This window comes from Winslowiella toletana (assembly GCF_017875465.1).
Taxonomy (GTDB): Bacteria; Pseudomonadota; Gammaproteobacteria; order Enterobacterales; family Enterobacteriaceae; genus Erwinia; species Erwinia toletana.
The window spans coordinates 4,603,665-4,628,826 of sequence record NZ_JAGGMQ010000001.1 but is presented as its reverse complement, the minus strand read 5'-3'; the positions used below and the strand labels follow the sequence as shown (position 1 = coordinate 4,628,826).

22 protein-coding genes, 1 tRNA gene and 1 pseudogene are annotated in these 25,162 nt (G+C 53.8%); 12 read left to right on the top strand and 12 right to left on the bottom strand.

Annotated features, from left to right (window positions below):
- Positions 1–6 precede the first annotated feature (6 nt).
- Positions 7–1,470, bottom strand: coding sequence for a PTS cellobiose/arbutin/salicin transporter subunit IIBC (gene ascF, locus J2125_RS21755; RefSeq protein ID WP_017802030.1), 1,464 nt, complete (start codon positions 1,468–1,470; stop codon positions 7–9).
- Positions 1,471–1,723: 253 nt separating this feature from the next.
- Here ascF and J2125_RS21750 point away from each other — a divergent pair, with 253 nt between their 5' ends.
- From J2125_RS21750 to J2125_RS21740, 3 genes are all read left to right on the top strand, one after another.
- Positions 1,724–2,704, top strand: coding sequence for a GlxA family transcriptional regulator (locus tag J2125_RS21750; protein ID WP_017802029.1), 981 nt, complete (start codon positions 1,724–1,726; stop codon positions 2,702–2,704).
- Positions 2,705–2,781: 77 nt separating this feature from the next.
- Positions 2,782–3,792, top strand: coding sequence for a type I glyceraldehyde-3-phosphate dehydrogenase (gene gap / locus J2125_RS21745; protein WP_017802028.1), 1,011 nt, complete (start codon positions 2,782–2,784; stop codon positions 3,790–3,792).
- 85 nt (positions 3,793–3,877) lie between these two features.
- A complete protein-coding gene (locus J2125_RS21740; protein WP_017802027.1) occupies positions 3,878–4,900 on the top strand; it encodes a LacI family DNA-binding transcriptional regulator in 1,023 nt (340 codons plus the stop codon).
- 1 nt (position 4,901) lies between these two features.
- On the opposite strand, the gene J2125_RS21735 is transcribed toward J2125_RS21740, so the two are convergent.
- The 3 genes from J2125_RS21735 to J2125_RS21725 form a co-directional block, all read right to left on the bottom strand.
- Complete coding sequence (locus J2125_RS21735) at positions 4,902–5,924, bottom strand: hypothetical protein (RefSeq protein WP_017802026.1); 1,023 nt, start codon at positions 5,922–5,924, stop codon at positions 4,902–4,904.
- A gap of 160 nt (positions 5,925–6,084) precedes the next feature.
- Positions 6,085–7,605 (bottom strand): acetaldehyde dehydrogenase ExaC, encoded by a 1,521-nt coding sequence (gene exaC / locus J2125_RS21730; protein WP_017802025.1) that lies wholly within the window; start codon positions 7,603–7,605, stop codon positions 6,085–6,087.
- 189 nt (positions 7,606–7,794) lie between these two features.
- On the bottom strand, positions 7,795–8,505 hold the full coding sequence (locus tag J2125_RS21725) for a glutamine amidotransferase (RefSeq protein ID WP_017802024.1): 711 nt from the start codon (positions 8,503–8,505) through the stop codon (positions 7,795–7,797).
- A 219-nt stretch (positions 8,506–8,724) separates the two neighbouring features.
- On the opposite strand from J2125_RS21725, the gene J2125_RS21720 reads away from it, so the two are divergent.
- The 6 genes from J2125_RS21720 to J2125_RS21695 all read left to right on the top strand — a co-directional run bounded on the left by J2125_RS21720 (position 8,725) and on the right by J2125_RS21695 (position 14,529).
- The gene (locus J2125_RS21720) at positions 8,725–9,621 is read left to right on the top strand and encodes a DMT family transporter (protein ID WP_017802023.1); all 897 of its coding nucleotides are present in this window, start codon (positions 8,725–8,727) and stop codon (positions 9,619–9,621) included.
- Positions 9,622–9,801: 180 nt separating this feature from the next.
- On the top strand, positions 9,802–10,278 hold the full coding sequence (locus J2125_RS21715; RefSeq protein WP_017802022.1) for a NanQ anomerase/TabA/YiaL family protein: 477 nt from the start codon (positions 9,802–9,804) through the stop codon (positions 10,276–10,278).
- Between the two features lie 173 nt (positions 10,279–10,451).
- Positions 10,452–11,666 carry a ribokinase gene (gene rbsK, locus J2125_RS21710; RefSeq protein WP_017802021.1) on the top strand — a complete coding sequence of 405 codons (1,215 nt, stop codon included), beginning with the start codon at positions 10,452–10,454 and terminating at the stop codon, positions 11,664–11,666.
- Between the two features lie 53 nt (positions 11,667–11,719).
- Positions 11,720–12,643, top strand: a complete 924-nt coding sequence (locus tag J2125_RS21705; protein ID WP_017802020.1) for a dihydrodipicolinate synthase family protein — start codon at positions 11,720–11,722, stop codon at positions 12,641–12,643.
- Between the two features lie 81 nt (positions 12,644–12,724).
- Entirely contained in the window at positions 12,725–13,213 is a 489-nt protein-coding gene (locus tag J2125_RS21700) for a NanQ anomerase/TabA/YiaL family protein (RefSeq protein ID WP_017802019.1), read from the top strand.
- Positions 13,213–14,529: an MFS transporter gene (locus tag J2125_RS21695; RefSeq protein WP_017802018.1), complete on the top strand. Its 1,317-nt coding sequence runs from the start codon at positions 13,213–13,215 to the stop codon at positions 14,527–14,529. Before J2125_RS21700 ends, J2125_RS21695 begins: the two co-directional genes overlap by 1 nt.
- A gap of 47 nt (positions 14,530–14,576) precedes the next feature.
- Here J2125_RS21695 and J2125_RS21690 read toward each other — a convergent pair whose 3' ends face one another.
- The 4 genes and pseudogenes from J2125_RS21690 to ghrA all read right to left on the bottom strand — a co-directional run bounded on the left by J2125_RS21690 (position 14,577) and on the right by ghrA (position 17,396).
- Positions 14,577–15,122 carry a TorD/DmsD family molecular chaperone gene (locus J2125_RS21690; protein ID WP_017802017.1) on the bottom strand — a complete coding sequence of 182 codons (546 nt, stop codon included), beginning with the start codon at positions 15,120–15,122 and terminating at the stop codon, positions 14,577–14,579.
- Between the two features lie 36 nt (positions 15,123–15,158).
- Positions 15,159–15,896 (bottom strand): phosphatase, encoded by a 738-nt coding sequence (locus J2125_RS21685; protein WP_026111823.1) that lies wholly within the window; start codon positions 15,894–15,896, stop codon positions 15,159–15,161.
- Positions 15,897–16,070: 174 nt separating this feature from the next.
- Positions 16,071–16,226: pseudogene (locus J2125_RS25065) on the bottom strand (DUF29 domain-containing protein); the annotation flags it as partial.
- A 228-nt stretch (positions 16,227–16,454) separates the two neighbouring features.
- A complete protein-coding gene (ghrA, locus tag J2125_RS21675; protein WP_017802014.1) occupies positions 16,455–17,396 on the bottom strand; it encodes a glyoxylate/hydroxypyruvate reductase GhrA in 942 nt (313 codons plus the stop codon).
- Between the two features lie 242 nt (positions 17,397–17,638).
- Between ghrA and J2125_RS21670 the strand changes: the two genes are divergently transcribed.
- The 3 genes from J2125_RS21670 to J2125_RS21660 all read left to right on the top strand — a co-directional run bounded on the left by J2125_RS21670 (position 17,639) and on the right by J2125_RS21660 (position 20,010).
- A tRNA-Ser gene (locus tag J2125_RS21670) sits at positions 17,639–17,726 on the top strand.
- 164 nt (positions 17,727–17,890) lie between these two features.
- Positions 17,891–18,862, top strand: coding sequence for a protein kinase domain-containing protein (locus J2125_RS21665; RefSeq protein ID WP_017801994.1), 972 nt, complete (start codon positions 17,891–17,893; stop codon positions 18,860–18,862).
- A gap of 383 nt (positions 18,863–19,245) precedes the next feature.
- Complete coding sequence (locus J2125_RS21660; RefSeq protein WP_017801993.1) at positions 19,246–20,010, top strand: COG4705 family protein; 765 nt, start codon at positions 19,246–19,248, stop codon at positions 20,008–20,010.
- A gap of 293 nt (positions 20,011–20,303) precedes the next feature.
- Here the strand turns inward: J2125_RS21660 and phoA are convergent, their stop codons facing one another.
- The 4 genes from phoA to J2125_RS21640 all read right to left on the bottom strand — a co-directional run bounded on the left by phoA (position 20,304) and on the right by J2125_RS21640 (position 25,153).
- A complete protein-coding gene (gene phoA / locus J2125_RS21655; protein ID WP_017801992.1) occupies positions 20,304–21,710 on the bottom strand; it encodes an alkaline phosphatase in 1,407 nt (468 codons plus the stop codon).
- A 117-nt stretch (positions 21,711–21,827) separates the two neighbouring features.
- Positions 21,828–23,135, bottom strand: coding sequence for an MFS transporter (locus tag J2125_RS21650; protein ID WP_017801991.1), 1,308 nt, complete (start codon positions 23,133–23,135; stop codon positions 21,828–21,830).
- Positions 23,132–23,767, bottom strand: a complete 636-nt coding sequence (locus J2125_RS21645) for a DUF4286 family protein (protein WP_017801990.1) — start codon at positions 23,765–23,767, stop codon at positions 23,132–23,134. The genes J2125_RS21650 and J2125_RS21645 overlap by 4 nt, the downstream gene beginning before the upstream one ends.
- A 36-nt stretch (positions 23,768–23,803) precedes the next feature.
- Positions 23,804–25,153, bottom strand: a complete 1,350-nt coding sequence (locus J2125_RS21640; protein ID WP_017801989.1) for an amidase — start codon at positions 25,151–25,153, stop codon at positions 23,804–23,806.
- Positions 25,154–25,162: the final 9 nt, after the last annotated feature.

The following is a 25,162-nucleotide window of genomic DNA, read 5'->3' as shown; positions in this document are numbered from 1 at the left end:
CTTATCTCAGTTAACTTTTACAACGTCTGGCGATGCGGCATAAGGGGCAGCCGGTACGCTGTCATTTGCTGGCTGTTCAACCGGAATATCCTCGAAGCCCAGCAGCAAGGTGGTGATAAAGGAGAGCACCACTGCCAGGATCATCACCGCAAACACCCAGACGATACTCATTGGATTTGTCGGATCAAAAAACTGCACGCTGGTAAACAGTCCTGGCGACGCCATTGAGTGGCTGGCCAGTCCGCCAATACCGGCGACAGCGCCGCAGATAAAACCACTGATCAGACAGGCAACCAGCGGACGTTTCAGTCTGAGCGCGACACCATACAACGCGGGTTCAGAAATCCCGGCCACAATCGCCGATGCCGCCGCGGCCAGCGCCGTCTGACGCAGTTCCGGGTTTTTAGTACGCCAGGCTACCGCCAGTGAAGATCCGCCAAGCGACAGGTTAGCGCCGATTTCCGATGGCATAACCATGCCCTCTTTACCGGTTTCCGCAATGGTCTGAATTATGGTTGGGGTAAATACGCGATGCATACCAGTCATGACCAGCAGTGGCCAGATGGCGCCCATAATCGCCACCGATAACCAGCCGAGATAACTGTGTACGGTATAGACCAGCGCCGAGATGCCGCTGCCAATCCAGATACCCAGCGGGCCGATAAACATAATCGCAACCGGCGCAGCAATCAGCACGATCAGCATCGGTTTCAGGAAGTTTTTGGTAACAGCTGGCGTAATACGGTCGACCCACTTCTCAATATACGACAGCAGCCAGGTCATGCAGAGCGCCGGAATCACGGTATAGGTGTACTTCACCGCGGTAATATCAAAACCGATAAATGACACCTGCTGCCCCTGCGCCGCTTTTGCCATCAGGTCGACAAAATTAGGGTGTACCAGCACGCCAGCAATCGCAATCGCCAGCGACATATTGGTTTTAAATTTCACCGCCGCTGAGGCCGCCACCATCACCGGCAGGAAGAAGAACGCGCCATCGCCGATCACATTGAGAATAATCAGCGTCGAAGCGCCCTTCTCAAAGATGCCGGTCATATCGAGGATCATCGCCAGCAGTTTAACCATCGAGCCGCCGATAATCGCCGGGATCAGGGGTGACATGGTGCCGATTAGCGCATCAAGAATGCCCGCGCCGATGCGTTTCAGAGTGATTTTATTTCTGCCATCCACGGCGGTTGCACGCCCGGCGACCGCGCCTGCCGGCAGCAGTATCACCACTTCGGCATACGCTTTTGCAACATTATTACCAATAATCACCTGACACTGGTTTTCATTATGTACAACGCCCATTACGCCTTTAATCGACTTCAGCCGGGCGCTATCCACCGCGCTGTCATCATGCAGTACAAAGCGTAAGCGCGTCATACAGTGCGTCACAGCAGTAACGTTTTCCACGCCGCCAATGGCATCGACAATCGATTTTGACACTTCAGTAAAATTCTGTGACATCAGTGATGACTCTCTGGTTAGTAGTATCAGCGACCGGAAAACCGCTGCATCGCAGAAAACATGAGCGAACCAGGTAACCGGTTCCACACGAGAATGTTTATATGCGATCAATAGTTCAAGATAATTAAAATGATATTTTCAATTTTGTGATAATGATCGCTATTGGCTGTGACACGCCGCTTTGCTTATCAATTGGTCAGCCGCTTAAGCGTTTGTAACTTGACTTATTTTGTCAGTTTTGTATTTTCAGGACATGAAAACCATTCTGATTATCGTCCCCGATGGGGGCATGCTATTTGAAGCGGCGGGTATCGCCGATATCCTGATGCAAGCCAACCGCCTGCGTGCGGAAAGCGCAAATCAGCCGCTGTATCAGCTGACGATTGCCACCACCCAACCCCATCATGTGATTCACGGCCAGTCGGGTCTCAATTTACTGGCGGACAACCGGCTGGCGGAACTCGATCCGACCCAGCCACGCGACACCATTATGATTACCGGCAGAGGCGTCAGCGCGGAGGAAGGTGACGCGGTGGTCGACTGGCTGCGTTATGCCGCACCACATGCGCGGCGGGTAGTATCCGTCTGCGGCGGCGCGATGCTGCTGGCGCAGAGCGGACTGCTGGACGGGCGTAACGCCACCACTCACTGGCGGTTACTGGAAACCCTGCAAAGCCGTTACCCGCAGGTGAAGGTCGCCAGCGGACCGCTGTATGTGCAGGATGGGCCGTTCTGGACGTCAGGAGGCGTCAGTACCGGCTTCGACCTGACCCTCGCGCTGGTAGAGGAGGATTACGGCTTCAGTCTGGCGCGCGATGTGGCGCAGGATCTGGTGATGTATCTGCGCCGCCCTGGTGGCCAGGCGCAGTTCAGCCGCTTTCTGCTGAATCAGGCGCGCAGACCCGGCCCGATTAACGATCTGCAAAGCTGGATCCTGGCAAATCTCGCCGGTGACCTGTCAGTTGAGAAGCTGGCGGAACGCGTCGCCATGAGTCCACGCAATTTTACCCGCGTCTTCACCCGTGAAACCGGCGCAACGCCCGCCAGATATGTGGCCGAAGCCCGTCTGGCCGCCGCCCGCCAGCGCCTGGAACAGAGTAGCGAAGGGCTGGAGCAGGTGGCGAGCGCCAGCGGCTTCGGCAACAGCCTCAATCTGCGGCGGGTGTTTGAGCGGAATCTGCAACTGACGCCCGGTGAGTACCGCGAACGCTTCTGCGCGCGCAGCCTGGCGTAAATTGATCCTTATTTGTCATTTACGCCAAACCTTTACCGGCCTAGATTGGTATCAGACAGCTAACAAAGGAGCTCATCATGGTAAAAGTAGGCATCAACGGCTTTGGCCGTATCGGTCGTAATGTGTTGCGCGCCGCACTGGGCCGCGACGACTTTCAGGTGGTGGCGATTAATGATCTGACGGACAGTAAAACCCTCGCCCATCTGCTGAAATACGATTCTCTGCTGGGTAAGCTACCCGCGCCGGTGGAAGCCGCTGAAGGTCAGCTGGTGGTTGACGGCAAAACTATTAAGGTATTCTCCGAGCGCGATCCGGCACTGATTCCATGGAGCAGCGTCGGCGTGGAGATCGTGATTGAAGCCACCGGTTTCTTTACCGAAAAAGCTAAAGCCGAAGTGCATATCAGCAAAGGCGGCGCTAAACGGGTGATTATCTCCGCTCCCGGCAAAGATGATGATATTACGGTGGTGATGGGCGTTAACCACCAGCAGTATGACCCGGCTCAGCATCGGGTAGTCAGTAACGGTAGCTGTACCACTAACGGGCTGGCCCCGGCGGCGCAGGTGCTGCATCAGGCATTTGGTATTGAGCATGGCCTGATGAACACCACTCACGCCTACACCAACAGCCAGGCGCTGCATGATCAGCCGGAGAAAGATCTGCGTGGCGCACGTGCTGCCGCGCTGTCGATTGTGCCCTACTCCAGCGGCGCCGCGAAAGCGCTGGGCAAAGTGATTCCGTCGCTCGATGGCCGCCTGACCGGCTATTCGCTGCGCGTTCCGGTGCCGGTGGTGTCGATTGTCGATCTGACGGTGACCCTGAAACGCGATGTCACCGTCGATGAGGTCAATAACGCTTTCCGTCAGGCGGCGGAATCAGGTCCGCTTCAGGATATTCTCGGCTACAGCGACGAACCGCTGGTTTCCAGCGACTATCGCGGCGATCCACGGTCATCGATTATTGATGGTCTGTCGACGCTGGTGATCGGTGGCAAAATGGTCAAAATCCTCGCCTGGTATGACAATGAGTGGGGGTTCTCAAATCGCCTGGTTGATCTGGCGCTGTGGATGGAAAAACGCGGGCTGTAATGGCTGCGGGCGGCGAAAAACGCCGCCCGTTACCCTGCTGAAATGTGTAGAATAACGCGAATATGAATCAATTCAGGAAGTAGCGATGTCTACCATGCAGCAAGTGGCAAAGAAAGCTGGCGTCTCAAAGGCCACGGTCTCCCGTGTGCTGTCAGGTAAAGGCTATGTCAGTGAAGCCACTAAACAGCAGGTATTTCAGGCTATTGAAGAGGCCGGCTATCGGCCCAATCTGCTGGCGCGCAATCTGGCCAGCAGCAAATCTCAGTGTATTGGCCTGGTGGTGACCAACACCCTGTATAACGGCAGTTACTTTAACGAGCTGCTGTCGCAGGCGGCGAGAAAGTTAGAAGCCAACGGTCGTCAGCTGATTCTGGTGGATGGCAAACACAGCGCCGCCGAAGAGCAGCAAGCGATTCAGTTTCTGCTCGATTTACGTTGCGACGCCATTATTCTCTATCCGCGCTTTTTAACCGTCGATGCCCTCGATCTGATTGTCGAACAGCATAAACAGCCGGTTATGGTGGTCAACCGCAGACTGCGGAAACATCAGAGCCACTGTATCTGCTGCGATCATCAGGGTTCCAGCGATCTCGCTACCCGCTATCTGCTGGAGCATGGCCATCGGCAAATCGCTTTTATTACCGGTTCACTGGATTCCCCGACCGCCATGGAGCGCCTTACCGGTTACAGACAGGCGTTAAGCAGTTATGCAGTGACGTTTCAGCCGTCGCTGGTCGTGGAAGGCAAATGGACTGCGGCCAGCGGCGCGGCGGCCGCCGAAGCGTTGCTGGCTACGCAGCAACCCTTTAGCGCGCTGATTGCCAGCAATGATGATATGGCGATTGGCGCAATCAAAGCGCTGAACGCAGCGGGCATTAAAGTGCCGGAGCAGGTGTCGGTGCTCGGTTTCGACAATATCCCCAATGCCCCGTTCCTTAATCCGGCGCTCTCCAGTGTCAAAGATCCGATCAGCGATATGATTAATGAAGTAATTAATCGTCTGATCTCCATGCTGGATGGCGGCTACTTATCCAAAGAGAATATCTTTTTATCGGATCTGATTATCCGCGATTCGGTAATTGACGGGCCCTTTCTGCGGCCCGCATAATTTAACTGCCATTGGCGGCCATGCGCTGATTAAGCCGCCGGATATCGCTGGCGTATCTGATGTCATTTAACTTATAGCTGCCATCCGGCTGACAGATCACCGTTTCTACGTAAACGCCGCCCTGTTTTTGATAAATCGCCCGGTATTCCCCCTCGGCCACTTTGATATAGCCAGCCTGGTCACCCAGACGCGGGATAATATGGTACTGCTGTTTACAGGAAAAGGTGGTGCGGGTATCGAAATGATAAAAATAGCCGGTCATGGCATTACCCAGCACCGGCAGTTTAGTGGTAATCAGCAGCAGTAGCGACATGCCAAACAGCAGCGTGGTGACGGTTACGCTATCAAACAGCGCCATCATCGCCTGACGCCGGCTGCGTCTGGCGACGCGCATAAAGGCGCCATGGATTAACAGCACAAAATAGCTTACCGGCGACATCAGCAGTAGCACCATAATCAGCGAAAACGACCAGCGGGTAAAATTCAGCCGTGCCGGTTCAATATCAAATGCCTCAAGAATAAACTGTGACGAAAGCATATTGGCGAAGAACAATATTGCAGAAAAACAGATCGCCAGTACTTTCCAGCTGCGGGCGCGATATTCCGCACCAATCTGCTGATAGTGCAGAAACCAGAAGTCTACAATCACCATCACGATGACAATGCTGGACAGCATTAATAGCGCCCGCGCCGCGGTATTATCCTGCGCAAGAAACAGCAGTGTTGCCAGCAAATACAGTATCAGTGAATAGCGTGAAGACTTAATGACGCCGTGCAGGCGTCCCTGTTTATGCAGCAGAAAAAAAGTGGCCAGTTTGTCGGCTTCGCGCTGTTTTCTCTCGCCGCTTGCCACCCCATAACTGACAATATAGAGCACCAGTATCAGCATGCTGGCAAATATTGCGCAGGGAATCAGTTCGTCAGCCGGTGATTTTTGCTGGATAACAATGGCGATAAAAGCCAGTGCATAAATAAATATCGCGATCCATATCAACAACGGCGCGAAAGATAACGCTTTTTTCACCCGTTACTCCTGTTTTTTGCCTGTATCCCTGATTATTGACTGGCAAAGTATCATATTTCTTAGCGGGTAATAAACCACCCATGCAATGTGCTAACGCACGGATATGATCGGCAAAAAAAACGGGGCGAAGATTCGCCCCGTGACTTAGCAACGCGCAGACTCAGAAGAAACCAAGCGGCTGCACGCTGTAGCTGACCAGCAGGTTTTTGGTTTGCTGGTAATGATCGAGCATCATTTTATGGGTTTCACGCCCGATACCGGATTTTTTGTAGCCACCGAAAGCGGCATGCGCCGGGTAGAGGTGATAACAGTTGGTCCAGACGCGTCCGGCTTTAATCGCCCGGCCGACGCGATAAGCGCGGTTAATATCCCGCGTCCAGACGCCCGCGCCAAGGCCGTAGATCGAGTCGTTGGCAATCGCAATCGCCTCCGCTTCATCCTTAAAGGTGGTGATCCCCACTACCGGTCCAAAAATCTCCTCCTGGAAGACACGCATGCTGTTGTTGCCCTTCAGCAATGTCGGCTGAATGTAGTAGCCGGTCGACAGCCCGCCTTCCAGCTTTTCAATGCCGCCGCCGGTGAGCACTTCCGCCCCCTCCTGCTGCGCAATCTCCAGATACGAGAGAATTTTATCGAACTGCTGCTGTGACGCCTGCGCGCCGACCATGGTTTCGCTATCCATCGGGTCGCCACGCTTAATGGTTTTCACCCGTTCCAGCACTGCAGCCATAAAGGGTTCGTAGATCGATTCCTGCACCAGCGCACGCGACGGACAGGTACAGATTTCCCCCTGATTAAGGAAACCGAGCACTACCCCTTCCGCAGCTTTTTCAATAAATGACGGCTCGGCCTGCATAATATCTTCAAAGAAGATATTCGGCGATTTACCGCCCAGCTCAACGGTGGAAGGGATCAGACTTTTCGCCGCCAGCTGCAGAATATGACCGCCGGTGGCGGTGGAGCCGGTAAACGCAACTTTGGCGATACGCGGATGCGACGCCAGCGCTTCGCCCGCTTCGCGACCGTAGCCATGCACCACATTCAGCACGCCCGGCGGCAGCAGATCGTTAATCAGTTCCGCAAACAGCGTGATCGACAAAGGCGTCTGTTCCGCCGGTTTCAGCACCACACAGTTACCGGCCGCCAGTGCTGGCGCCAGCTTCCATGCCGCCATCAGCAGCGGGAAGTTCCACGGAATAATTTGCGCTACGACGCCCAGCGGTTCGTGGAAGTGATAGGCGGCGGTAAACTCATCAATCTCCGCCACGCTGCCTTCCTGCGCCCGCAGGCAACCGGCAAAATAACGGAAATGGTCGACAGCCAGCGGCAGATCGGCAGCCAGGGTTTCGCGCACCGGTTTGCCGTTGTCCCAGGTTTCATTAATCGCCATCCGTTCAAGATTCTGCTCCAGACGGTCGGCAATTTTCAGCAGGGTTAACGAGCGTACCTGCACGGAGGTTTTGCCCCAGGCTTCGGCAGCGGCATGAGCCGCATCTACCGCGTTATCGACATCTTCCAGGGCTGAGCGGGGAAACTCGCCGATAGCTGAACCGTTGACGGGTGACGTATTGGTGAAATATTCGCCATTCACCGGTGGGACAAATTCGCCGTTGATATAGTTGCCATAACGTTGCTGGAGAGCGATCAGCGAATCTTTGTATCCGGGATATGCATAGCGCATGGCTATTCTCCTGCCTGTTGATTAGTGTTTTTATTAACAATCGAATAACGAATATTTAACACTGGCAGAGGGTATGGCGAATGTCAGTTAACTTGAGATAAAAATGTGAAGCAGGCTTTAATATTTCGGCAAAACGGTTATATAACCTGTGACCTTCAGCCATTGACTGAAGGTCACAGGATAAGCATATCAGCCCGTCTGCACCTGACGCGGCTGCGCGCTGCGGTAGAAGGTTTCCAGCAGGCTGCGCGCCCAGTCGGCGCCCTGCAACCCGACGCCATCATCACTGACTCCGGCGGGCAGGCAGGCGGTCATAATCTGCGCATCAAATTCCGGATGAAACTGCACTGACAATGCCGTCGGCGAGTAGCGAATAATCTGACACTCATCAAGCGCGGAGCGCGCCAGCACCTGCGCGCCGGCAGGCGGCTGTACGACCGACTGACGATGTGAGAGCCAGGCTTCAAACTGCGCTGGCAGTGCTGACAACAACGCATCGCCCGGCGCCAGATTTTCCACCGGCTTTAAGCCCCGCTCCCAGCCACGCGGATTGTCCGCCACTTCACCCCCCAGCGCATAGGCCATCAGCTGATGACCATAGCAGACGCCCAGCAGCGGCAACTGCTGCTCAATCGCGCCCTGCACCCAGGCCGCAGTGCGTTCACTCCAGTCAGCGTGGTCGGTCACCATCGCCCAGGAGCCACTCAGAATGGCGGCGGAGAGTTGATCAAAATCGGGAAGCTGTTCGCCCAGATGTGGACGCACCACAATATAGTCTTGCGGCTGTAACTGTAGCGCCTGCACAAACCAGTGGCTCTGCTCACCAACCTGCGCGCTGACATCGGCAGGAGGCACTTCCAGTTGAATAATAGCTAAAGGCGCTTTGGCTAAATAAGACATGCCGAATCAGGATCCTTGTCGGTTAACGCAAAATCAGCGTGCGGAGTAAGTCAGGTATCGGTAAACCAGTTTGCCAGCTGTTAGGCTGCGCGTCTCATAACTTTTTCTGAGGACCTTATGCCGCTGCGGTTAAAAAATTACTGTTTCGTTTGCCCCGTGCAACAAATATTCGTGTCATGATGAGTCGTGAGTTAACAACGCAAAACTAAGGACTGCGTCGTGGCACTGCGTCATTTTTTTCTGGTTTTACTGGTGGTATTTCTCTGGGCATTTAATAACGTCGCCATAAAGTGGGGCCTGCTGGATCTGCCGCCGCTGTTTATGACCTGCATGCGCTTTGTGGTGGTGGCTGTTCTGCTGATCCCCTTTACCCGGGTGACGCGCGAACAGCTGCGCTATCTGGCGCCGCTGGCATTTACCTTTGGCTTTCTGCACTTTTCGCTGCTGTTTGTCGGCATCAACTATACCGATGCCGGCACCGGGGCGATTGTGGTTCAGCTCGGCACGCCGTTTGCGATGTTGCTGGCGATGGTGATCCTGAATGAGAAGCTGACGCTGATGCAGATTTTTGGTATTGCCATTTCGCTGACCGGCGTGGTGGTGCTGACCGGCAGCCCGACCATTCCCAGCTGGTGGGTGCTGTGCCTGTTGCTGTGCAGCGCCGCAGGCTGGGCGATAAGTAATATGATTGTCAAAAAGTCGCCGCCGATAAAACCGCTCACCATGACCGGCTGGATCTCGTTTCTCGCCATCCCAATTGTCGGCCTCGCATCCTGGCTGATGGAGTCGGATCAGCTTAACGCGTTAACCCATTCCAGCTGGCGCGGCTGGTTCGGTATTTTATACAGCGCGATCGGCTCATCGATTGTCGCTTATTCACTGTGGTATGCGCTGCTGAAGAAATATAACGTCAATCTGATTATGCCCTACTCGCTGTTAACGCCGGTGCTGGCAGTGATTATGGGCGTGGTGGTGCTGGGCGACAGTATGAATCTGTTTAAAGTGGCGGGCGCACTGCTGGTGATTTTCGGCACGGCAATTTCGGTGATCAATCTGCGTAATCTACGTATGCATGCCCGCTTTCCACGTCTGCCGCGCCGACGTAAAACGGAATAATCCCGCGCGGCGCCTGCGGGTTCCGCGCACCGGCAATGGCTGCATAGCGGCAATTAATCACCCGGTAACCCCGCCGATGGTAATAAATATGATCGCAGTCATTATTTCCCGGCGGTCTCTCCCTTAGTCTCCTGATGATACAGACCAATAAACCATCAATCACTCTACGGGGACTGCCACATGATTATTTGCGATCGTGACGACTGGGCGCGCGAACAACACGCCTTTCATCCGGTGATAGAACAGGCAATCAGCTGGATTGCCAGCACTGATTTAAGCGCGCTGCCCACCGGCAAATATGACATTTTGCCCGACAATCAGATGTTCTGTATTTTGCAGGAGATGAATACCGAACCCGCCGCCGACCGTCCTGCGGAAGCGCATTTTAACTATGTTGATATTCAGTACCTGTTAAAAGGCAAAGAGAGTATCGGTGTGGCACGCGCGAATACGGCGAATGTAATTACCGAAGATTATGCGCAGGAACGCGATATCGTGTTTTACCAGCAGGTGGTAAATGAGTCGATGATTCACCTTGAGCCAGGCATGTTTGCAGTTTTCTTCCCCCATGATGTACACCGTCCCTGCTGTCAGACCCATGGCACTTCAGCCATCCGTAAAGCAGTGATCAAAATCAACCTGAACCTGTTCAGTTAAACCGCCACTTTGCCGGGCGGATCGACTGCCACCCGGCAAGGTGTGATCTACCCCTCATTTCTTCCACCTGGTTTCATTTTTGTTTCCTTCCGTTTTTCACCGCCACATATGATCGCTGTCACTTTTTACCCGCAAGCGCTCCCTTAGGCTTTAACTAACTTGCTGAGGTGACAATGTTTCTTGAAGAACGCCGCGAAAAAATTATCGATTATCTGGACGATCTGGAACGCGTCAGTGTGGCCTGGCTCGCCGCAACGTTTGCGGTCACCAAAGAGACCATTCGCAGCGATTTAGGCGCGCTGGCACGGATGGGTCTGGTCCAGCGTTGCCACGGCGGCGCGATTATTGTGCGCCGCAACTTGCAGGCAAAGTTAATTAGCGAAACCGGCGGCAATTTTGAAGTGCTGCTTAAACGGCTGGGAGATCAGCGTCAGAAAAACCAGCATCAGCGCAAACGGAGTAAAAGTATGAAGGGAAAGGTCTGTATTCTTGGCTCGTTTAACGTCGATATCGTGGCCAAAGTGGCGCGTTTTCCCAAAGGCGGTGAATCACTGCTGGCGCTCGGCAGCACTTTAGGTCCGGGCGGCAAAGGGGCAAATCAGGCGATGGCCGCCAGTCGCGCCGGTGCGCGCGTACATTTTGTCTCCAAAGTGGGCACTGATCAGTTCAGTCAGTTCGCCTTTGACCATCTGTCCGCATCCGATATTCACTCTTTTAAGCTTTATCAGACCGATGTCGAACCCACCGGCAACGCGATTATTTATGTGTCACAGGAGAATGGCGAGAACATGATCGCCATCTACTCCGGCGCGAATAAAACCATCACCGATGATGAAGTGGCGGAGCTGACCCACGAGCTGTCGTCCTCTGATGTGCTGCTGTTGCAGCTGGAGAATAACTTCTCCGCCACCCTTAATGCGATGAAGCTGGCGAATACCCTTGGCGTGCAGGTGATTATGAATCCGGCGCCATTTTCCAGCGACATCATCGCCTGTCTGCAGTATGCCGATGTGGTGACGCCCAATGAAACCGAAGCGTCGCTGCTCTCCGGCATTGAAGTTACCGATCTGGAGAGCGCAAAAGAAGCGGCGCTGGCGATTGTGCGCCAGGGCGCGCGCCGGGTGATTATCACCATGGGGTCGCGCGGCGCCCTGCTGTATGACAACCATCAGTTCCAGCATATTGCCGCCTTCCCGGCGCTCAGCGTCGATACCACCGGCGCCGGTGATGCCTTTAATGGCGCTTTCGCGGCGGCGATTGCCTCCGGCGACACCATTGCGCAAGCCGCCACCTACGCCTCGGCTTTCGCTTCACTGGCCGTCGAACGCGAAGGCGCATCCAATATGCCCGATCATCAGCAGGTCGCTACCCGTCTTGCCCAGCGCTGATAGCGTCACTATTTAACCATTTGCGGCAGAACCTCTGTCGCCAGGAGAGAACAATGAAACAGATTGAAGGCATTGTGCCGGTGATGTTGACGCCTTTTACCGATGATAACCAGATTGATTATCCCGGTCTTGAGCGCCTGATTGAGTGGTATCTGCAACAGGGCGTTGATGCGCTGTTTGCGGTCTGCCAGTCGAGCGAAATGCAGTTCCTTTCCTTGCAGGAGCGCGTGGAACTGGCGCAGTTTGTGGTGAAAAAGGTTGCCGGACGCGTGCCGGTGATTGCCTCCGGCCATATCAGCGATGCGATTGAGCAGCAGATTGCTGAGCTGACCGCAATGGCAAACAGCGGTATCGATGCGCTGGTGCTGGTGACCAATCATCTTGATGCGAGAAATGAAGGCAGTGAGGTGTTTTATCGCACCCTGAACCAGCTGCTGGAAGCGCTGCCATCCTCAATGCCGCTTGGCCTGTATGAGTGTCCGGCCCCTTATCGCCGTCTGCTCAGCGATGAAGAGTTTAGCTTCTGCGCCAGCAGCGGCCGCTTTGTGGTGCTGAAGGATGTCAGCTGCGATCTGCCGACGGTTGAGAAGCGCGTGCGCCTTGCTGAAGGTACTCCGCTGAATATTATTAACGCCAATGCCGCGATTGCCTGGCCCGCGATGCAGGCCGGTTCGAAAGGATTTAGCGGCGTATTTACCAATTTCCATCCGGAGCTGTATCACTGGCTGTATCACCACGGTGCTGAACAGCCGGAGCTGGCGCATGAACTGTCGCTGTTCCTCTCTCTTTCTGCGGTCACCGAAACCCTTGGCTACCCGAAAAACGCCAAGATCTATCACCAGCGTCTCGGCACCTTCGACAGTGAATTTTGCCGGGTAAACAAAGATAACGTGCTGGAGAAATTCTGGGGCCTTGGCGTGTTGCTGGAGCAAATCCAGCAGGGCACGGCGCTGTGGCAAAAGAAAATCGCGGGTTAACCCTGTGGAAGGATGGCGCAGCAATGCGCCGTCCGCTGTACCCAAATACCCGCTAACGATAACTATACGGGAATACAAACCATGATTATTTGTGATCGCCAGGATTGGGCGAGGGAAAAACATGCCCTCCATCCGGTCATCAGCCAGGCTATTAGCTGGATTAACAACACCGATTTTACTGCCCTGACCACCGGTAAATATGACATTTTGCCGGACAATAAAATGTTCTGCCTGCTGCAGGAGATGAATACCGTGCCTGCCGCTGAGATGCGCGCCGAGTCGCATTTTAGCTACGTTGATATTCAGTATCTGTTACAAGGCGAGGAGAGCATTGGCGTCGCGCGTGCCCATCCTGAACACCGTGTAACCGAAGACCGCGCTGCGCAGCACGATATCGTGTTCTATCAGCACACCATTAATGAATCGATGATTGCCCTCGAACCCGGCATGTTTGCCGTGTTCTTTCCGCATGATGTTCATCGTCCCTGCTGTCAAACCCACGGCGAATCGGCGATCCGCAAAGCGGTTATTAAAATTCACCTGAGCTTGTTCACCCACGAGAACCCATGATGAAAAACGGTCAATCAACTCTGGCTGCCGGCGCCCTGCCCGGCACAGCAGCAACAGCCGCGACGCCGGTGGTTACGCGTCTGCGCTGGGGCATTATTCTGATTCTGCTGACTGCCGCGGTGGTCAATTATCTGGATCGCGCCAACCTCAGTATCGCCAATACCACCATCGCTGCCGAATTTGGCTTCTCGCAGACTGAAATGGGATTACTGCTGTCGGCGTTTCTCTGGCCGTATGCGCTGGCAAACCTGCCCGCAGGCTGGCTGGTGGATAAATTTGGCCCGAAACGGATGTTCTCATGGGCGCTTGGCCTGTGGTCGAGTTTTACGGTGATGGCGGCGTTCGTTAACAGCTACTCGATGTTTTATGGCTTACGCATGATGCTGGGCATTTCCGAATCGCCATTTTTCACCTCGGGGATTAAGATCACCCACCGCTGGTTTGGCGATAAAGAGCGCGGTTTACCGACGGCAATTATTAATACCGGCTCGCAGATTGCCAATGCTATTGCGCCGCCGATTCTGACCGTCTTGCTGCTGACCCTTGGCTGGCGTGGGATGTTTATCGCCATCGGCCTGATGGGCATCCCGCTGATTGTGGCGTGGCTGAAGTTCTACCGCGACCCGACGGCGCGCGAAGATGCGCTGATCCATGCCGGACATCGCACCGTCGCCGAGCCAGATACGCAGGGCACGGTCAAAGTCAGCTGGGGCACGTTGTTTAAGCAAAGAACCACCTGGTTTATGGTGATTGGTAACTTCTCGATTATGTTTACCATCTGGGTATACCTGACCTGGCTGCCAAGCTATCTGGAAAAATCGCTCGGTTTCAGCCTGAAAGCCACTGGCTGGATTGCCTCAATTCCTTTCCTTGCCGGTATTCTCGGTGTGCTGGTGGGTGGTATGCTCTCCGACCGCCTGGTACGCCGTGGCATGGCAGCCATTGGCGCACGTAAGATCCCAATCGTGCTGGGTGCAGCGCTGGCGGCCTGTTTTGTTGCGCCGATCCCGTTTGTCAGCAGTACGCCGCTGGCGATTACACTGCTGTCACTGGGCTACTTCTGTTCACAGATGCCGCAAGGGGCAATCTGGACGCTGGCGACCGATATTGCGCCAAAAGAGCAAGTGGCGTCGCTGGGGGCGATTCAGAACTTTGGAGGCTTCCTTGGTGCGGCGATGGCGCCAATTGTGACTGGTATTATTCTGGATATGACGGGGAAATTTACTAACGTGTTCCTGCTGGGCGCAGCACTGCTGATGCTGGGGGCGATCAGTTATGGCCTGTTTGTGAAGAAACCGTTGCGGTTAACTAATTAACATTGCTACAGGGCGGCATAGCGTTATGCCGCCCTGTTATTACTCTTCTACTCTTCAGCTAACTCATCACGCATCGCCTGCACGGCTTCACGGCTGATTGCCGCCAGGGTCCGGTAAAAGACGCTGCTGGCATGGGCTTCCACTTTGCCAAGGAACTGACCGCACCACGGCATCAGATAGTCGTCAAACAGCGCAATCTGCGCCTGACTCTCATCCTCTTCCGACTGATCCTCCAGCCATGACGCCGCCAGCAGTAAAGCGCCAAAATGATCTACCGGCGCATCGCCGAGTGGCATGCCGCGCTGCTGTAAAAAAGCACGGACTTCTGCTTCCTGCGGGCCATTTTCCCACTGCGAAGCGTAAGGCGGCACTTTGCAGTCACTGCCGACAAACAGCGCATTGTAATCCGCAGCCAGCGCCTGTGGGTCGCTGTGCTGTTGCAGGCGGGTTAGCAGCTCATCCTGCTCCAGTGGCCAGTGCTGCTGCAACTTGCCTTCACGCAACATGGTAAACAGCGGCACCAGCAACGGATCCTGCGGCTGACGATTAAACAGCGAGCCGAGAATGCGGCAGATGATGGAAAACTCATTCATTGATATCAGTCCATTCAGAGGTTCAACGTGACAGCGTCACAAATTAGCGAATTCTTCAATATGCGAGCGCCCGCGCAGTTCAAGGAAATCCAGCAAGCGGCGCGGCGTGACATTTAACACGCGATCTTGCGGAAAATCTACTTCATGCATAATACGCAGGCAGTGTTCGAAATTACCGAGGGTAAACGCAGTATGGGAGTCAGAGCCAAAAGCCAGACGCCCGCCAGCATCACGCACTGCGGCGGCAATCGCCCGGCAGTTAGGTTCACTGCCCGCGCGCGAGGTGGTAAAAGAGGAGTTATTGATTTCCAGCGCCACATCATATTTAGCGGCAGCGGCGGCAATCGCCGGAATATCAACCGGGAACTTCGGGTTGCCCGGATGGGAAATAATATGCACATCGCCATTAGCCATCGCCGCAATCATCGCCTCGGTATGGGTGGCTTTATCCTGCGGTGGAAACACCGGCTCATGGAAGCCCGCCACCACCAGATCAACCGCGTCCAGCATCGGTCCGGTGCAGTCGATTTCACCGGCGGTGTTTTTAATATTGGCTTCAATACCGCGTAAAATCCCCACGCCATCCACCAGCCGCGGCCAGATACGCATATTAATAAAATGCCAGGCGTGCGGCGCATCGGCCATATCCGGGCCGTGGTCAGTAATGGCGAACAGTTTGATACCTTTGGTTCTGGCTTGCACCACGTAATCGTGCAGGGTGCTGTAGGCATGGGTGCTGGCAACGGTGTGCATATGAAGATCAACGGGGTACATAGTTATTTTCTCCTTACGGGTTAACGCAAGGATAGCATCTTTCAGTTACAGCCAGCTGAAAAACGCTGTCTCAGAACAGCGTTTTTGATATTCCAAATCTCTTACGATTCTGGATAGAAATCGTCCGAAAGTATCTTTTCCATAGACCAGATACACTTTTCGGGAAGAGCACTCAATCCGGCTTTCGAGTTCGCGCTTTTCACTTTTGCCCACGTCCTCTATCTCCTCGGCGATATGTTCAATATCGATCTGGGAGAATTTACCGGCACGTAGTAATGCCGCCTGTTCGGTTGACCAGGCGAGCACATCAGTTTCATAACGAGTTCCCACGGGAGCCTCCGGGATAGGGATAAAAGATAGCGATGATCTTCAGGTAGTTTGTCAGAGTATTTCATAGTCGTCAAAACCTCTGCTCAGCGCATCCACGGCCGGTTAAGCGGATATCTTTTAATCTTTCAATAAGGCTGTCAATATCGATACAGGTTACTGATTGGTATAATAAAAAAAGCGCCAGCAAGCTGGCGCCTTTGAAATCGCATTTACCAGGTTTTGCGCTAATTAATAGCCGCGTGCGAGATCAACCTTTCCTTCCGGCATCTCACCCGCTTCGCGTTGCAGAATCGATTTGGCGATATAATCCATCGCTTCATCCGGCAGGGTTACCGCCGCATTATGCGGGGTAATGGCTACACGCGGATGCGACCAGAGCGGGCTCTGTTCCGCCAGCGGCTCCTGGGCGAATACATCCAGCGCCGCCGCTTTGATCGCTCCCGCTTCCAGCGCCGCCAGTAAGTCATCCTCAATCAGATGCGCACCGCGCGCCAGATTCAGCACAAAGGCGCCATCATTCAGCTGGCTAAGCAACTGTCGGTTAATGATGCCAACGGTTTGCGGGGTATTTGGCAGCAGGTTAATCAGTACCTGCGTGCCGTTCAGGAAATCATTAAGCTGATCGTCGCCATGATAGCTGGTGACTCCGTCGATCTGCTTCGGCGAACGGCTCCAGCAGCGAATCGGGAAGCCCCAGGCTTTCAGGCTCTGCGCAACATTGCTGCCTAAAACTCCGGCGCCAAGGATACCGATAGTGAAGTTTTTGCGGCTGTAGTTTTCCAGCGGCTGCCATAGCGCCTGCTGTTTTTGCAGCTGATAGTCATCAAAGCGGCGGAACCAGCCAAGCACGGTGTAGACCGCATACTCCTGCATTTGCAGGCCCATACCGGTATCTTCCAGACGGAACAACGGCACATGTTCAGGCAGCATTTCAGGATGTTGTTTCAGCTGGGAAAGAATGTCATCCACGCCAGCGCCAAGGGCAAACACGCCTTTTAACTGATTGCGCCCCTGCAACATCGCCACGGGCGGCGTGCGGACTAATGCATAATCGGCCGGGGCCTCATCGCCCGGCAGCCATTTGCGGATAGTAGCCTGCGGCAGGCGCTGCTGTAACCCGTTGATCCAGGTAGTGGCGTTAAAGAATGGGTGATAAAAAATAATGTCCACAGTCGCTCCTCTTTTTTTCTCAAGGCTCAGGCAAAATCGTCGTGCTGGCAAGTAATAATTGATCTGAATCACACATTAAACGGCGAATGGCAGAACCGGGAAATCTGCGCTATTCGCTGAATTTCGCAACAATATGCTGCAAAACTGTCTGATCGCATCAGCAGATGAAGAAAGAATATTGACGCGATAAGCGGAAATCCCTACATTAGCGCCCGTCGACATACGGCTTGTTGACGACAAATGGTGAGGTGTCCGAGTGGCTGAAGGAGCACGCCTGGAAAGTGTGTATACGGCAACGTATCGAGGGTTCGAACCCCTCTCTCACCGCCATATTTAAGAGAAAGCCCGAACTCAGGTTCGGGCTTTTTTTGTGTTTCCCGCGAACGACGACTTGCCAGCGCAGGTTACCCCCGACAATAATTACCCGGTTTAAGCTGGGAGCGACGGGGAGCAAGGCTCCTCACTTCATTGGATATGATCCAGAGGTTGAACCTTTGAAAGTAAATCTCATTAAGCGAATTGGTGATGGCAGGTTTGGCGATGTCTGGCTGGGCAGCGATGAAATTGGCCGGCAGGTTGCAGTAAAAATATTGCGCGAAGAAGGGAAAGGTGTCTCGACTATATTGCAACATGCTCAGGCGCTGGTAAGATCCAAACATAAAAATGTTGTCGATATCTATTCTGTCGAAACATTGAAGATGCCAAAAGCTGGCGAAGATATTGGCACCCTCACGGAATATATTGAAGATACCTGTATCGTTATGGAACATATTAACGGTATAACCCTGCAGACGCGCCTCACACAAACGCTGACTAATCAGCAAGCATATAAACTGGGTCATGAGATCGCTGAAGGGGTTAAACATATCCATGCTCAGGGCCTGGTGCATATGGATCTGCATGATGAAAATATTTTAATTGATGCTAATGATAACGTTAAAATCATTGATATTATGTATCTTAGCTCATTAAAAGATGCTGCTGAAGCCACGCAGAAAACCCGGTTCAGCCATGATAAAACGCAATTAATGTTATTGTTAAGTGAGATTTGTAAACAATCCCCCCTCGGCGAAAGTGCTAATCAGGCGTTCCATAATCAGTTAAGCAACGATTCTGCTCTGCTGGAGATAACCCAGAGTTTTGAAAACGTCTTTACTCTGATTCGGTCAGACTTAGAGTATATGATTGAGGCCTTTGGTATTAATGGCGCTGCGGCCAGGCATTATAAATTCAGATCTGAATGTTCACATGATGTCGATGAACTGCGAAAATTAATGGGTGCGGATATAATAAGCATTCAGACACAAATGCAATACTTCCCTGATAATGATGTCGATTTAATCACCTCATTAAACCTTGATGAGGTTCGCGACAGAATGCGCCAGATAGTTGACGGGCATGTTATGCTGCAAACGGTTCAGTATTACTATAACTATACCGGCGAGAGAGATTATGAGCTGGAATAGAATAAATAACGTAAACAGCGCCAATATATTGACATGATTTCTCCCGCAGCGAGCCACTTTGAGCCAAATCTGCCAAACATTTGGCTCATGGCACAAGCGTTTTAACCAGATGCACTGTGTCAGCGAAGCACAAACATTGGCAACTGAAATTAGACTTAACATTCATCAGCCAGCTTCACTGTATTAAGAGATATTGCTCATAAGCTGGATGAATTCAACAGTACCTTAAGTTATTAATAGCAGCCAATGTGTTGACAGGAATGTACTTCACGTCATTACAGCAGCTTTATCCTGCCAGCAAAAATAAAGTTCTTCTTAAGTTTATCTTAATCCTGCGTGGTTATATTAGCCTTGACCAACCTCACCAGCGGAAGAAGAACATCATGCATTCAACACGTTTCGATATCGTCAGTAAAGTACCGGAAATCACCATGATGTTCTGGTTGATTAAAATTTTAGCCACCACGCTGGGAGAAACTGGCGGCGATGCGCTCTCCATGTCGATGGAGCTGGGCTACCTTGTCAGTACCATTATCTTTGCCGCCATCTTTATTGCCGCTGTCACCTTTCAGGTGAAAGCCACCGACTATAAACCAGCACTCTACTGGTTTACGATTATTGCCACCACCACCGTCGGCACCACGCTGGCCGATTTTGCCGACCGCTCAATAGGCATTGGCTATGCCGGGGGGTCAGCCCTGCTGTTAACACTGATGCTGATCTCATTTGGCGTCTGGTATGTATCAGTGGGTAAAATTGACTGCGATAATATCACTACCCCTAAAGCAGAGCGTTTCTACTGGCTGACCATTATGTTTTCTCAGACATTGGGCACCGCGTTGGGTGACTGGATGGCCGATGATGCAGGCTTTGGTTATGCGGGCAGTACCGTGGTCTTTGGTGGCGCATTAATCGCGCTGGCGCTGGCTTATAAGTTCACCCGTCTTTCCCGCACATTGTTGTTCTGGGCAGCATTTATTCTCACCAGACCACTCGGCGCCGTCATTGGCGACTTCCTTGATAAACCGTTAAGTAAAGGTGGATTAGAGCTAAGCCGCTATGGCGCATCAGCCACACTGCTGCTGGGAATTGTTGTGCTGGTGACACTGTCAGTGATGATGCAGCGAAGGAAAGCGATAACCGTTTAATCCTGTAAGTTTTGCTTCCTGCCGATTACAGAAGAGATCGCTGCAATGGCGATCTCAAATCATTTAGCTAAGTTTTATTTGACGAAAATATATTTCATCGCCGCAATAAATGCCGCCAGCCCTGGGGCGTCGAGGGGAATCGCAACCATCAGTAATACTCCCTTAATCTATGCATAGCGCAAATAATCAGCAAATTCGCCACGCAATGCAATATTCCTCCCGGATATTTCACTTATCTTTACTTATCTGTCAGAGACTTAACCCCTCCCACATTTCTGCGGGAGGGATCTGCATTACTTAATGCCCATTGCCGCACGCATGGTATAGAACAGGTCGGTCTGATCGGTCAGTCCCACCACATTCGCCGCATGCGGGCCGTAAGCCGCAATACGCAGCTGGGTGCCGGTGTGGCCCTGCGAATCCTCTTCCGAGTTACCGTAGCTGATGGTCATCAGGCCACCCTCTTTGGTATTCAGTGTCTGGGTCAGACCCGGCGCTTTGCTGTCATTGGCAATAATCTGGCTGGAGTGCGCATGATCAGCGGTAACAATCACCAGCGTATTGCCATCTTTACGCGCAAACTCCAGCGCCTTCTGCACCGCTTCATCCAGATCCACGGTTTCACCAATCTGACCACAAGGATTGGCCGCATGATCCTGCTTATCAATCGACGCGCCTTCAACCTGCAGGAAGAAGCCATTCTGATTTTTACTTAACAACTCAATGGCTTTATCCGTCATCTGCGCCAGCGTGGGTACAGCAGCCGGACGTTCAGCATTCACTTCGCAGCTCACAGGTTTACCCTCAAGATTCGCGTGATAGCTGGCTTTTGGTCCCTTCCAGCGCACCGGCATATTGCCCGCAGCGAACAGACCGAGCAGCGGTTTATCCTGATCTGCGACGCTGATGGCGTTCATTCCGTCAAGATCGTTGACCAGCTGATAGCCTCGCAGTTTAGCCTGCTCTTCCAGCGTTTTGCCCTGCCACTCCCCGGCTTTTGCTGTTTCGCCAAAGGTTTTCCCGCCGCCACCCAGCGTCACATCTGCGCGGGCATTCAGTAGCTGCTCAGCGATAGAACCTTTACCGCCTTTCTCCAGCGCATTAGTGGCGCAGACTTCGGTGGTTTTTTCCGGGCCATAACATTTGCGTGAGGTGACATGCGCAATCTGCGCAGCTGGCGTGGCATCTTCCAGTTCGGCAGTGGAGACATTGCCGGTCGCTTTACCTGCCGCTTTGGCCATCTCCATAATGGTCGGGTGATCTTTACCATTGACATCAACGCCAATCGCACCGTTATAGGATTTTACCCCGGTGCTCCAGGCGGTGGCGGAAGCGGCGGAATCGGTCACGTAATCAGGCTTGTGCGTTTTTTTATCCAGCGCGTAGTGGGTGTACTGACCGGTCAGCGGCAGCGCATCAATGCCTTTAAAGAAACCGCCCGCACCTTCGGCATAGTTACGGGCTGCAGTAATTTCAGAGTCGCCCATACCATCGCCAATCAGCAGAATAACGTTTTTCGCCGTGCTGTTTTTTAACGACGCCTTTAATGCCTCGGTCTGATCTGCCGTCAGACGACGCGCACCACCCGGCTGAGTGAGATCACCCTGCGCGGCACGGCTATAAGCAGCAACATCAGCATAACAGTGGGCGGAAAAAAGCGTGGCGAGCAGCGTGAGAGTAAACAGTTTGTTGTTTTGCATTACGTCGTATCTCCATGAAAAAGTTTTGCCAAAGGTTTCAGGGAGCCAGTTTGCGACACAACCATGACAGTTTTGTGTCATGGTTGTGTCAATCAGATGTCAGTTATAACAATGTAATTACAAGGGCTTATGAGCAGTCTCTTGCGCTTTCCATAACGCAACGAAAGTAATCAGCAGCGCCAGCACTACGTACAGCGATACCCACAGCGTGCTGCCCGTCTCTTTAAACAGCGTGGTAATAATCAACGGCGCGAATCCGCCACCAATAATTCCCGCCAGCGTATAGGCCAGTGAGGAACCAGCGTAACGTACATGGGTCGGGAACTGTTCGGTAACAAATGCCGCCTGCGGACCGTACATTATCGCGTGGATCAGCAGGCCACCAATCACGCCGAGGCAGATTAACCACGGCTGGGCGCTGTCGAGCAGGGCAAAGAATGCAAATGCCCAGATCATCGCCAGCACTGCGCCAATCATATACACCGGACGGCGACCAATACGATCCGACAACGCGCCAAACATCGGTACGGTAATCGCATTGCCTACCGCGCCGAGCATGGTGGCCAGCAGCGCCAGCGGACGCGGCAGATTAAGCACCGTGGTGACATAGGTCAGGGTAAAGACCACCACCAGCGCATACAGCACATCGGAACCAATGCGCGAGCCGCCAGCAATCAGCAGCGCCCGCGGATGCTTAACAAACACTTCTTTCAGTGGGGTATGAGTGGTTTTTTTGCTTTTCTCCAGCTTCAGGAACGCTGGCGTTTCGCCCACGCCACGACGCAGCCAGAGTCCAAACAGCACCAGCACCAGACTCAGCAGGAACGGGATACGCCAGCCCCACTGCTGAAACTGTTCGGCGGTCATCATCACGGTAATCAGGGTGATCAGGCCGGTTCCCATCAGCGTGCCGCATGACGGCCCGACCTGCGCAAACGAGGCGTTTCGGCCACGCTGATTCGGTTTACCGTGCTCCATAGATAGCAGTACTGCACCCGCCCACTCGCCGCCAAGGGCAATCCCCTGCACAAAGCGCAGCGCCACCAGCAGTACCGGACTCCAGATACCCCAGCTGGCGTAGCCTGGCAGCAGCCCCATCAGCGCGGTGGTAACCCCCATAATCACCAGCGTGGTCACCAGCACAAAGCGGCGGCCAAGCACATCGCCGAGATGACCAAATACCATGCCGCCAATCGGACGTGAGATATAACCAACTGCATAGGTAGAAAACGCCAGAATCGTCCCTACCAGCGGATCAAACGACGGGAAAAACACATGGTTGAAGATCAGCGCCGCCATAATGTTATAGACGGTAAAGTCATACCATTCGAGCGCGGTGCCAATTGAGCTGGCGGCGGCCAGCCGTCCGGTTTTCGGCGTAACTTGCGCTTCACGCTCGGGATTATCAGTATTTAACAGCGTCATGATGGCATCTCCTGCTTGGTCAGCTGCCAGCTAAGCGCGTAAAAACTGGCGTGGGCATTAAGTAACTCACCGGCAAGCGCGGCCAGACGCTGGCTGGCGTCGGCGCTGCTGCTTTCAATTAACATCATCGGTAATAACTGGCGGTTTTCGCGCGCCTCTTTCGGCAGCGGCGTGCTCAGTTCACTGTCCGGCAGCAGCAGGCTGGAGCTGATAAAACCCGCTTCGGCAAACAGGCGCTCTCCCAGATGGCGCACGCTGGCGCTGTCCTGCTCTGCTTTCAGCGTCAGAATGGCAAGATGACTGCCGCTGCCAAAACCAACTTTCGCCTCAATGGCGCACACCCGGCGCATCGGATCGATCATTTTATTCAGATTGCTGACCGACCAGGCGGTCTGGCGGGTAAAAGCGGCATGATAGGCATCGCTGGTGAAATCGGCCAGCGAACCCGTTTTATACAGACCGAGATATTTACGGCTGCCGTCAAGCGCCTGATAACGCGTGCCGCTTAAAAAGCCGCTGATCGCCACACGTTCTTCCACGTGTTCACGGTCATACCACTGGTTAAAGTCAGCTTCATCAGCCGGATTAACATCCGTTGCAACAAACAGCATTCCCTGGACAGAACGATTCATGATTTTTTCTCCTGCAATATGCCCGGTAAATAAAAATTACGCCCTTGTCAGGGCCTGTTCGATACTCAGCGCCCAGCCCATCAGTTCGCTGTCCTGCATCGGTAATGCGGAAACCATCAGACCAACCGGCGCTTCACCCGCTGGCTGACAGGGTAGAGAAATGGAACAACCGTCAAGGAAGTTGATAATCGACGGATTGCGCAGCATCGCGCCATTAACACGGAAGTAGCGCTCTTCATCGGCTTCCAGTTCGGCGATAGCTGGCGCAATGGTCGGCACTGTCGGCATCAGCAAGGCGTGATAGCCGCTGAGCTGAGCGCTGACGCGCTGCTGCCAGTCGGCGCGCTGCTGTTCAAGGGTGATGCGGTCGGCATCTGTCAGTTCAGCGCCACGACGGATCCGCGAGATCACCCGTGGATCATATTTTTCCGGCTGGCGGGCAATCAGCGACTGATGCCACTGCCAGGACTCCAGCGCGGTAAAACCGCCGCCTGCATTGATGGTCGCCAGCTCCGCAAATTCGCTTAATGGCAGGCTATCCACGGTAGCGCCCTGCGCTTTAAGCTGGTCAATCGCCTGATAAAACGCGCTGCTGACCGCTTCGTCCAGCCCATCCAGCGCCAGGGTTTGCGGTACAGCAAAACGTGCATGACGTAAATCCTGCGCCACCGCCGCTAATGGCTCACCGGCAATCACGGCATCCAGCAGCAGGCAGCTGCTGACGTTATGCGCCAGCACACCGATGGAATCGAGTGACGGCGAGAGCGGTTGCAGACCGGCGGCATCAATACGGCGCGCCGTCGGTTTAAAGCCGGTCAGTCCGCATAGCGCCGCAGGAATACGCACCGATCCCCCGGTATCGGTGCCCACCGAGCCGAGACACATGCCGTCGGTCAGCGCCACCGCCGCACCGGAAGAGGAGCCGCCAGGAATACGACGGCTGGCGCGATCGAAAGCATTGGCTGGCGTGCCGTAATGCGGGTTGATGCCCAGACCCGAATAGGCGAACTCAGTCATATTGGTTTTGCCGACAATCACTGCACCGGCCTGCAACAGGCGATCAACCACTGCCGCATTGGCGCTGGCGGCGTCTGCCGTTGCAAGGATCACTGAACCGCCGGTAGTGGCTTCGCCCGCGACATCAAACAGATCTTTAATGGATACCGTAATGCCATCCAGCGCGCCGAGCCGCTGTTGTTGCGCATGGCGCGTATCGGCGGCCAGTGCCTGCTGCGTGGCGCTTGCGGCATACACGCGGGTAAACGTCCGCTGGCCTTCGCCATCCGGCGCGGTAATCCGGCTCAGCGCCTGCTGCAGTAATTCGCTGGCTTGCAGGCTGCCCTGCGCCAGCTGTTCACTGGCCTGTTTCAGAGTCACTTTTTTCATATGCGGCTC

Bases quoted from the DNA above. Each gene is read 5' to 3' on its own strand.
- J2125_RS21690 (WP_017802017.1), bottom strand. From the start codon at position 15,122: ATGAATGAGTTTTCCATCATCTGCCGCATTCTCGGCTCGCTGTTTAAT.
- J2125_RS21700 (WP_017802019.1), top strand. From the start codon at position 12,725: ATGATTATTTGTGATCGCCAGGATTGGGCGAGGGAAAAACATGCCCTC.
- J2125_RS21725 (WP_017802024.1), bottom strand. From the start codon at position 8,505: ATGTCTTATTTAGCCAAAGCGCCTTTAGCTATTATTCAACTGGAAGTG.
- rbsK (WP_017802021.1), top strand. From the start codon at position 10,452: ATGTTTCTTGAAGAACGCCGCGAAAAAATTATCGATTATCTGGACGAT.
- J2125_RS21645 (WP_017801990.1), bottom strand. From the start codon at position 23,767: ATGAATCGTTCTGTCCAGGGAATGCTGTTTGTTGCAACGGATGTTAAT.
- J2125_RS21705 (WP_017802020.1), top strand. From the start codon at position 11,720: ATGAAACAGATTGAAGGCATTGTGCCGGTGATGTTGACGCCTTTTACC.
- J2125_RS21750 (WP_017802029.1), top strand. From the start codon at position 1,724: ATGAAAACCATTCTGATTATCGTCCCCGATGGGGGCATGCTATTTGAA.
- gap (WP_017802028.1), top strand. From the start codon at position 2,782: ATGGTAAAAGTAGGCATCAACGGCTTTGGCCGTATCGGTCGTAATGTG.
- J2125_RS21685 (WP_026111823.1), bottom strand. From the start codon at position 15,896: ATGTACCCCGTTGATCTTCATATGCACACCGTTGCCAGCACCCATGCC.
- J2125_RS21660 (WP_017801993.1), top strand. From the start codon at position 19,246: ATGCATTCAACACGTTTCGATATCGTCAGTAAAGTACCGGAAATCACC.
- J2125_RS21715 (WP_017802022.1), top strand. From the start codon at position 9,802: ATGATTATTTGCGATCGTGACGACTGGGCGCGCGAACAACACGCCTTT.
- J2125_RS21650 (WP_017801991.1), bottom strand. From the start codon at position 23,135: ATGACGCTGTTAAATACTGATAATCCCGAGCGTGAAGCGCAAGTTACG.
- ascF (WP_017802030.1), bottom strand. From the start codon at position 1,470: ATGTCACAGAATTTTACTGAAGTGTCAAAATCGATTGTCGATGCCATT.
- J2125_RS21740 (WP_017802027.1), top strand. From the start codon at position 3,878: ATGTCTACCATGCAGCAAGTGGCAAAGAAAGCTGGCGTCTCAAAGGCC.
- J2125_RS21640 (WP_017801989.1), bottom strand. From the start codon at position 25,153: ATGAAAAAAGTGACTCTGAAACAGGCCAGTGAACAGCTGGCGCAGGGC.
- exaC (WP_017802025.1), bottom strand. From the start codon at position 7,605: ATGCGCTATGCATATCCCGGATACAAAGATTCGCTGATCGCTCTCCAG.
- phoA (WP_017801992.1), bottom strand. From the start codon at position 21,710: ATGCAAAACAACAAACTGTTTACTCTCACGCTGCTCGCCACGCTTTTT.
- J2125_RS21695 (WP_017802018.1), top strand. From the start codon at position 13,213: ATGAAAAACGGTCAATCAACTCTGGCTGCCGGCGCCCTGCCCGGCACA.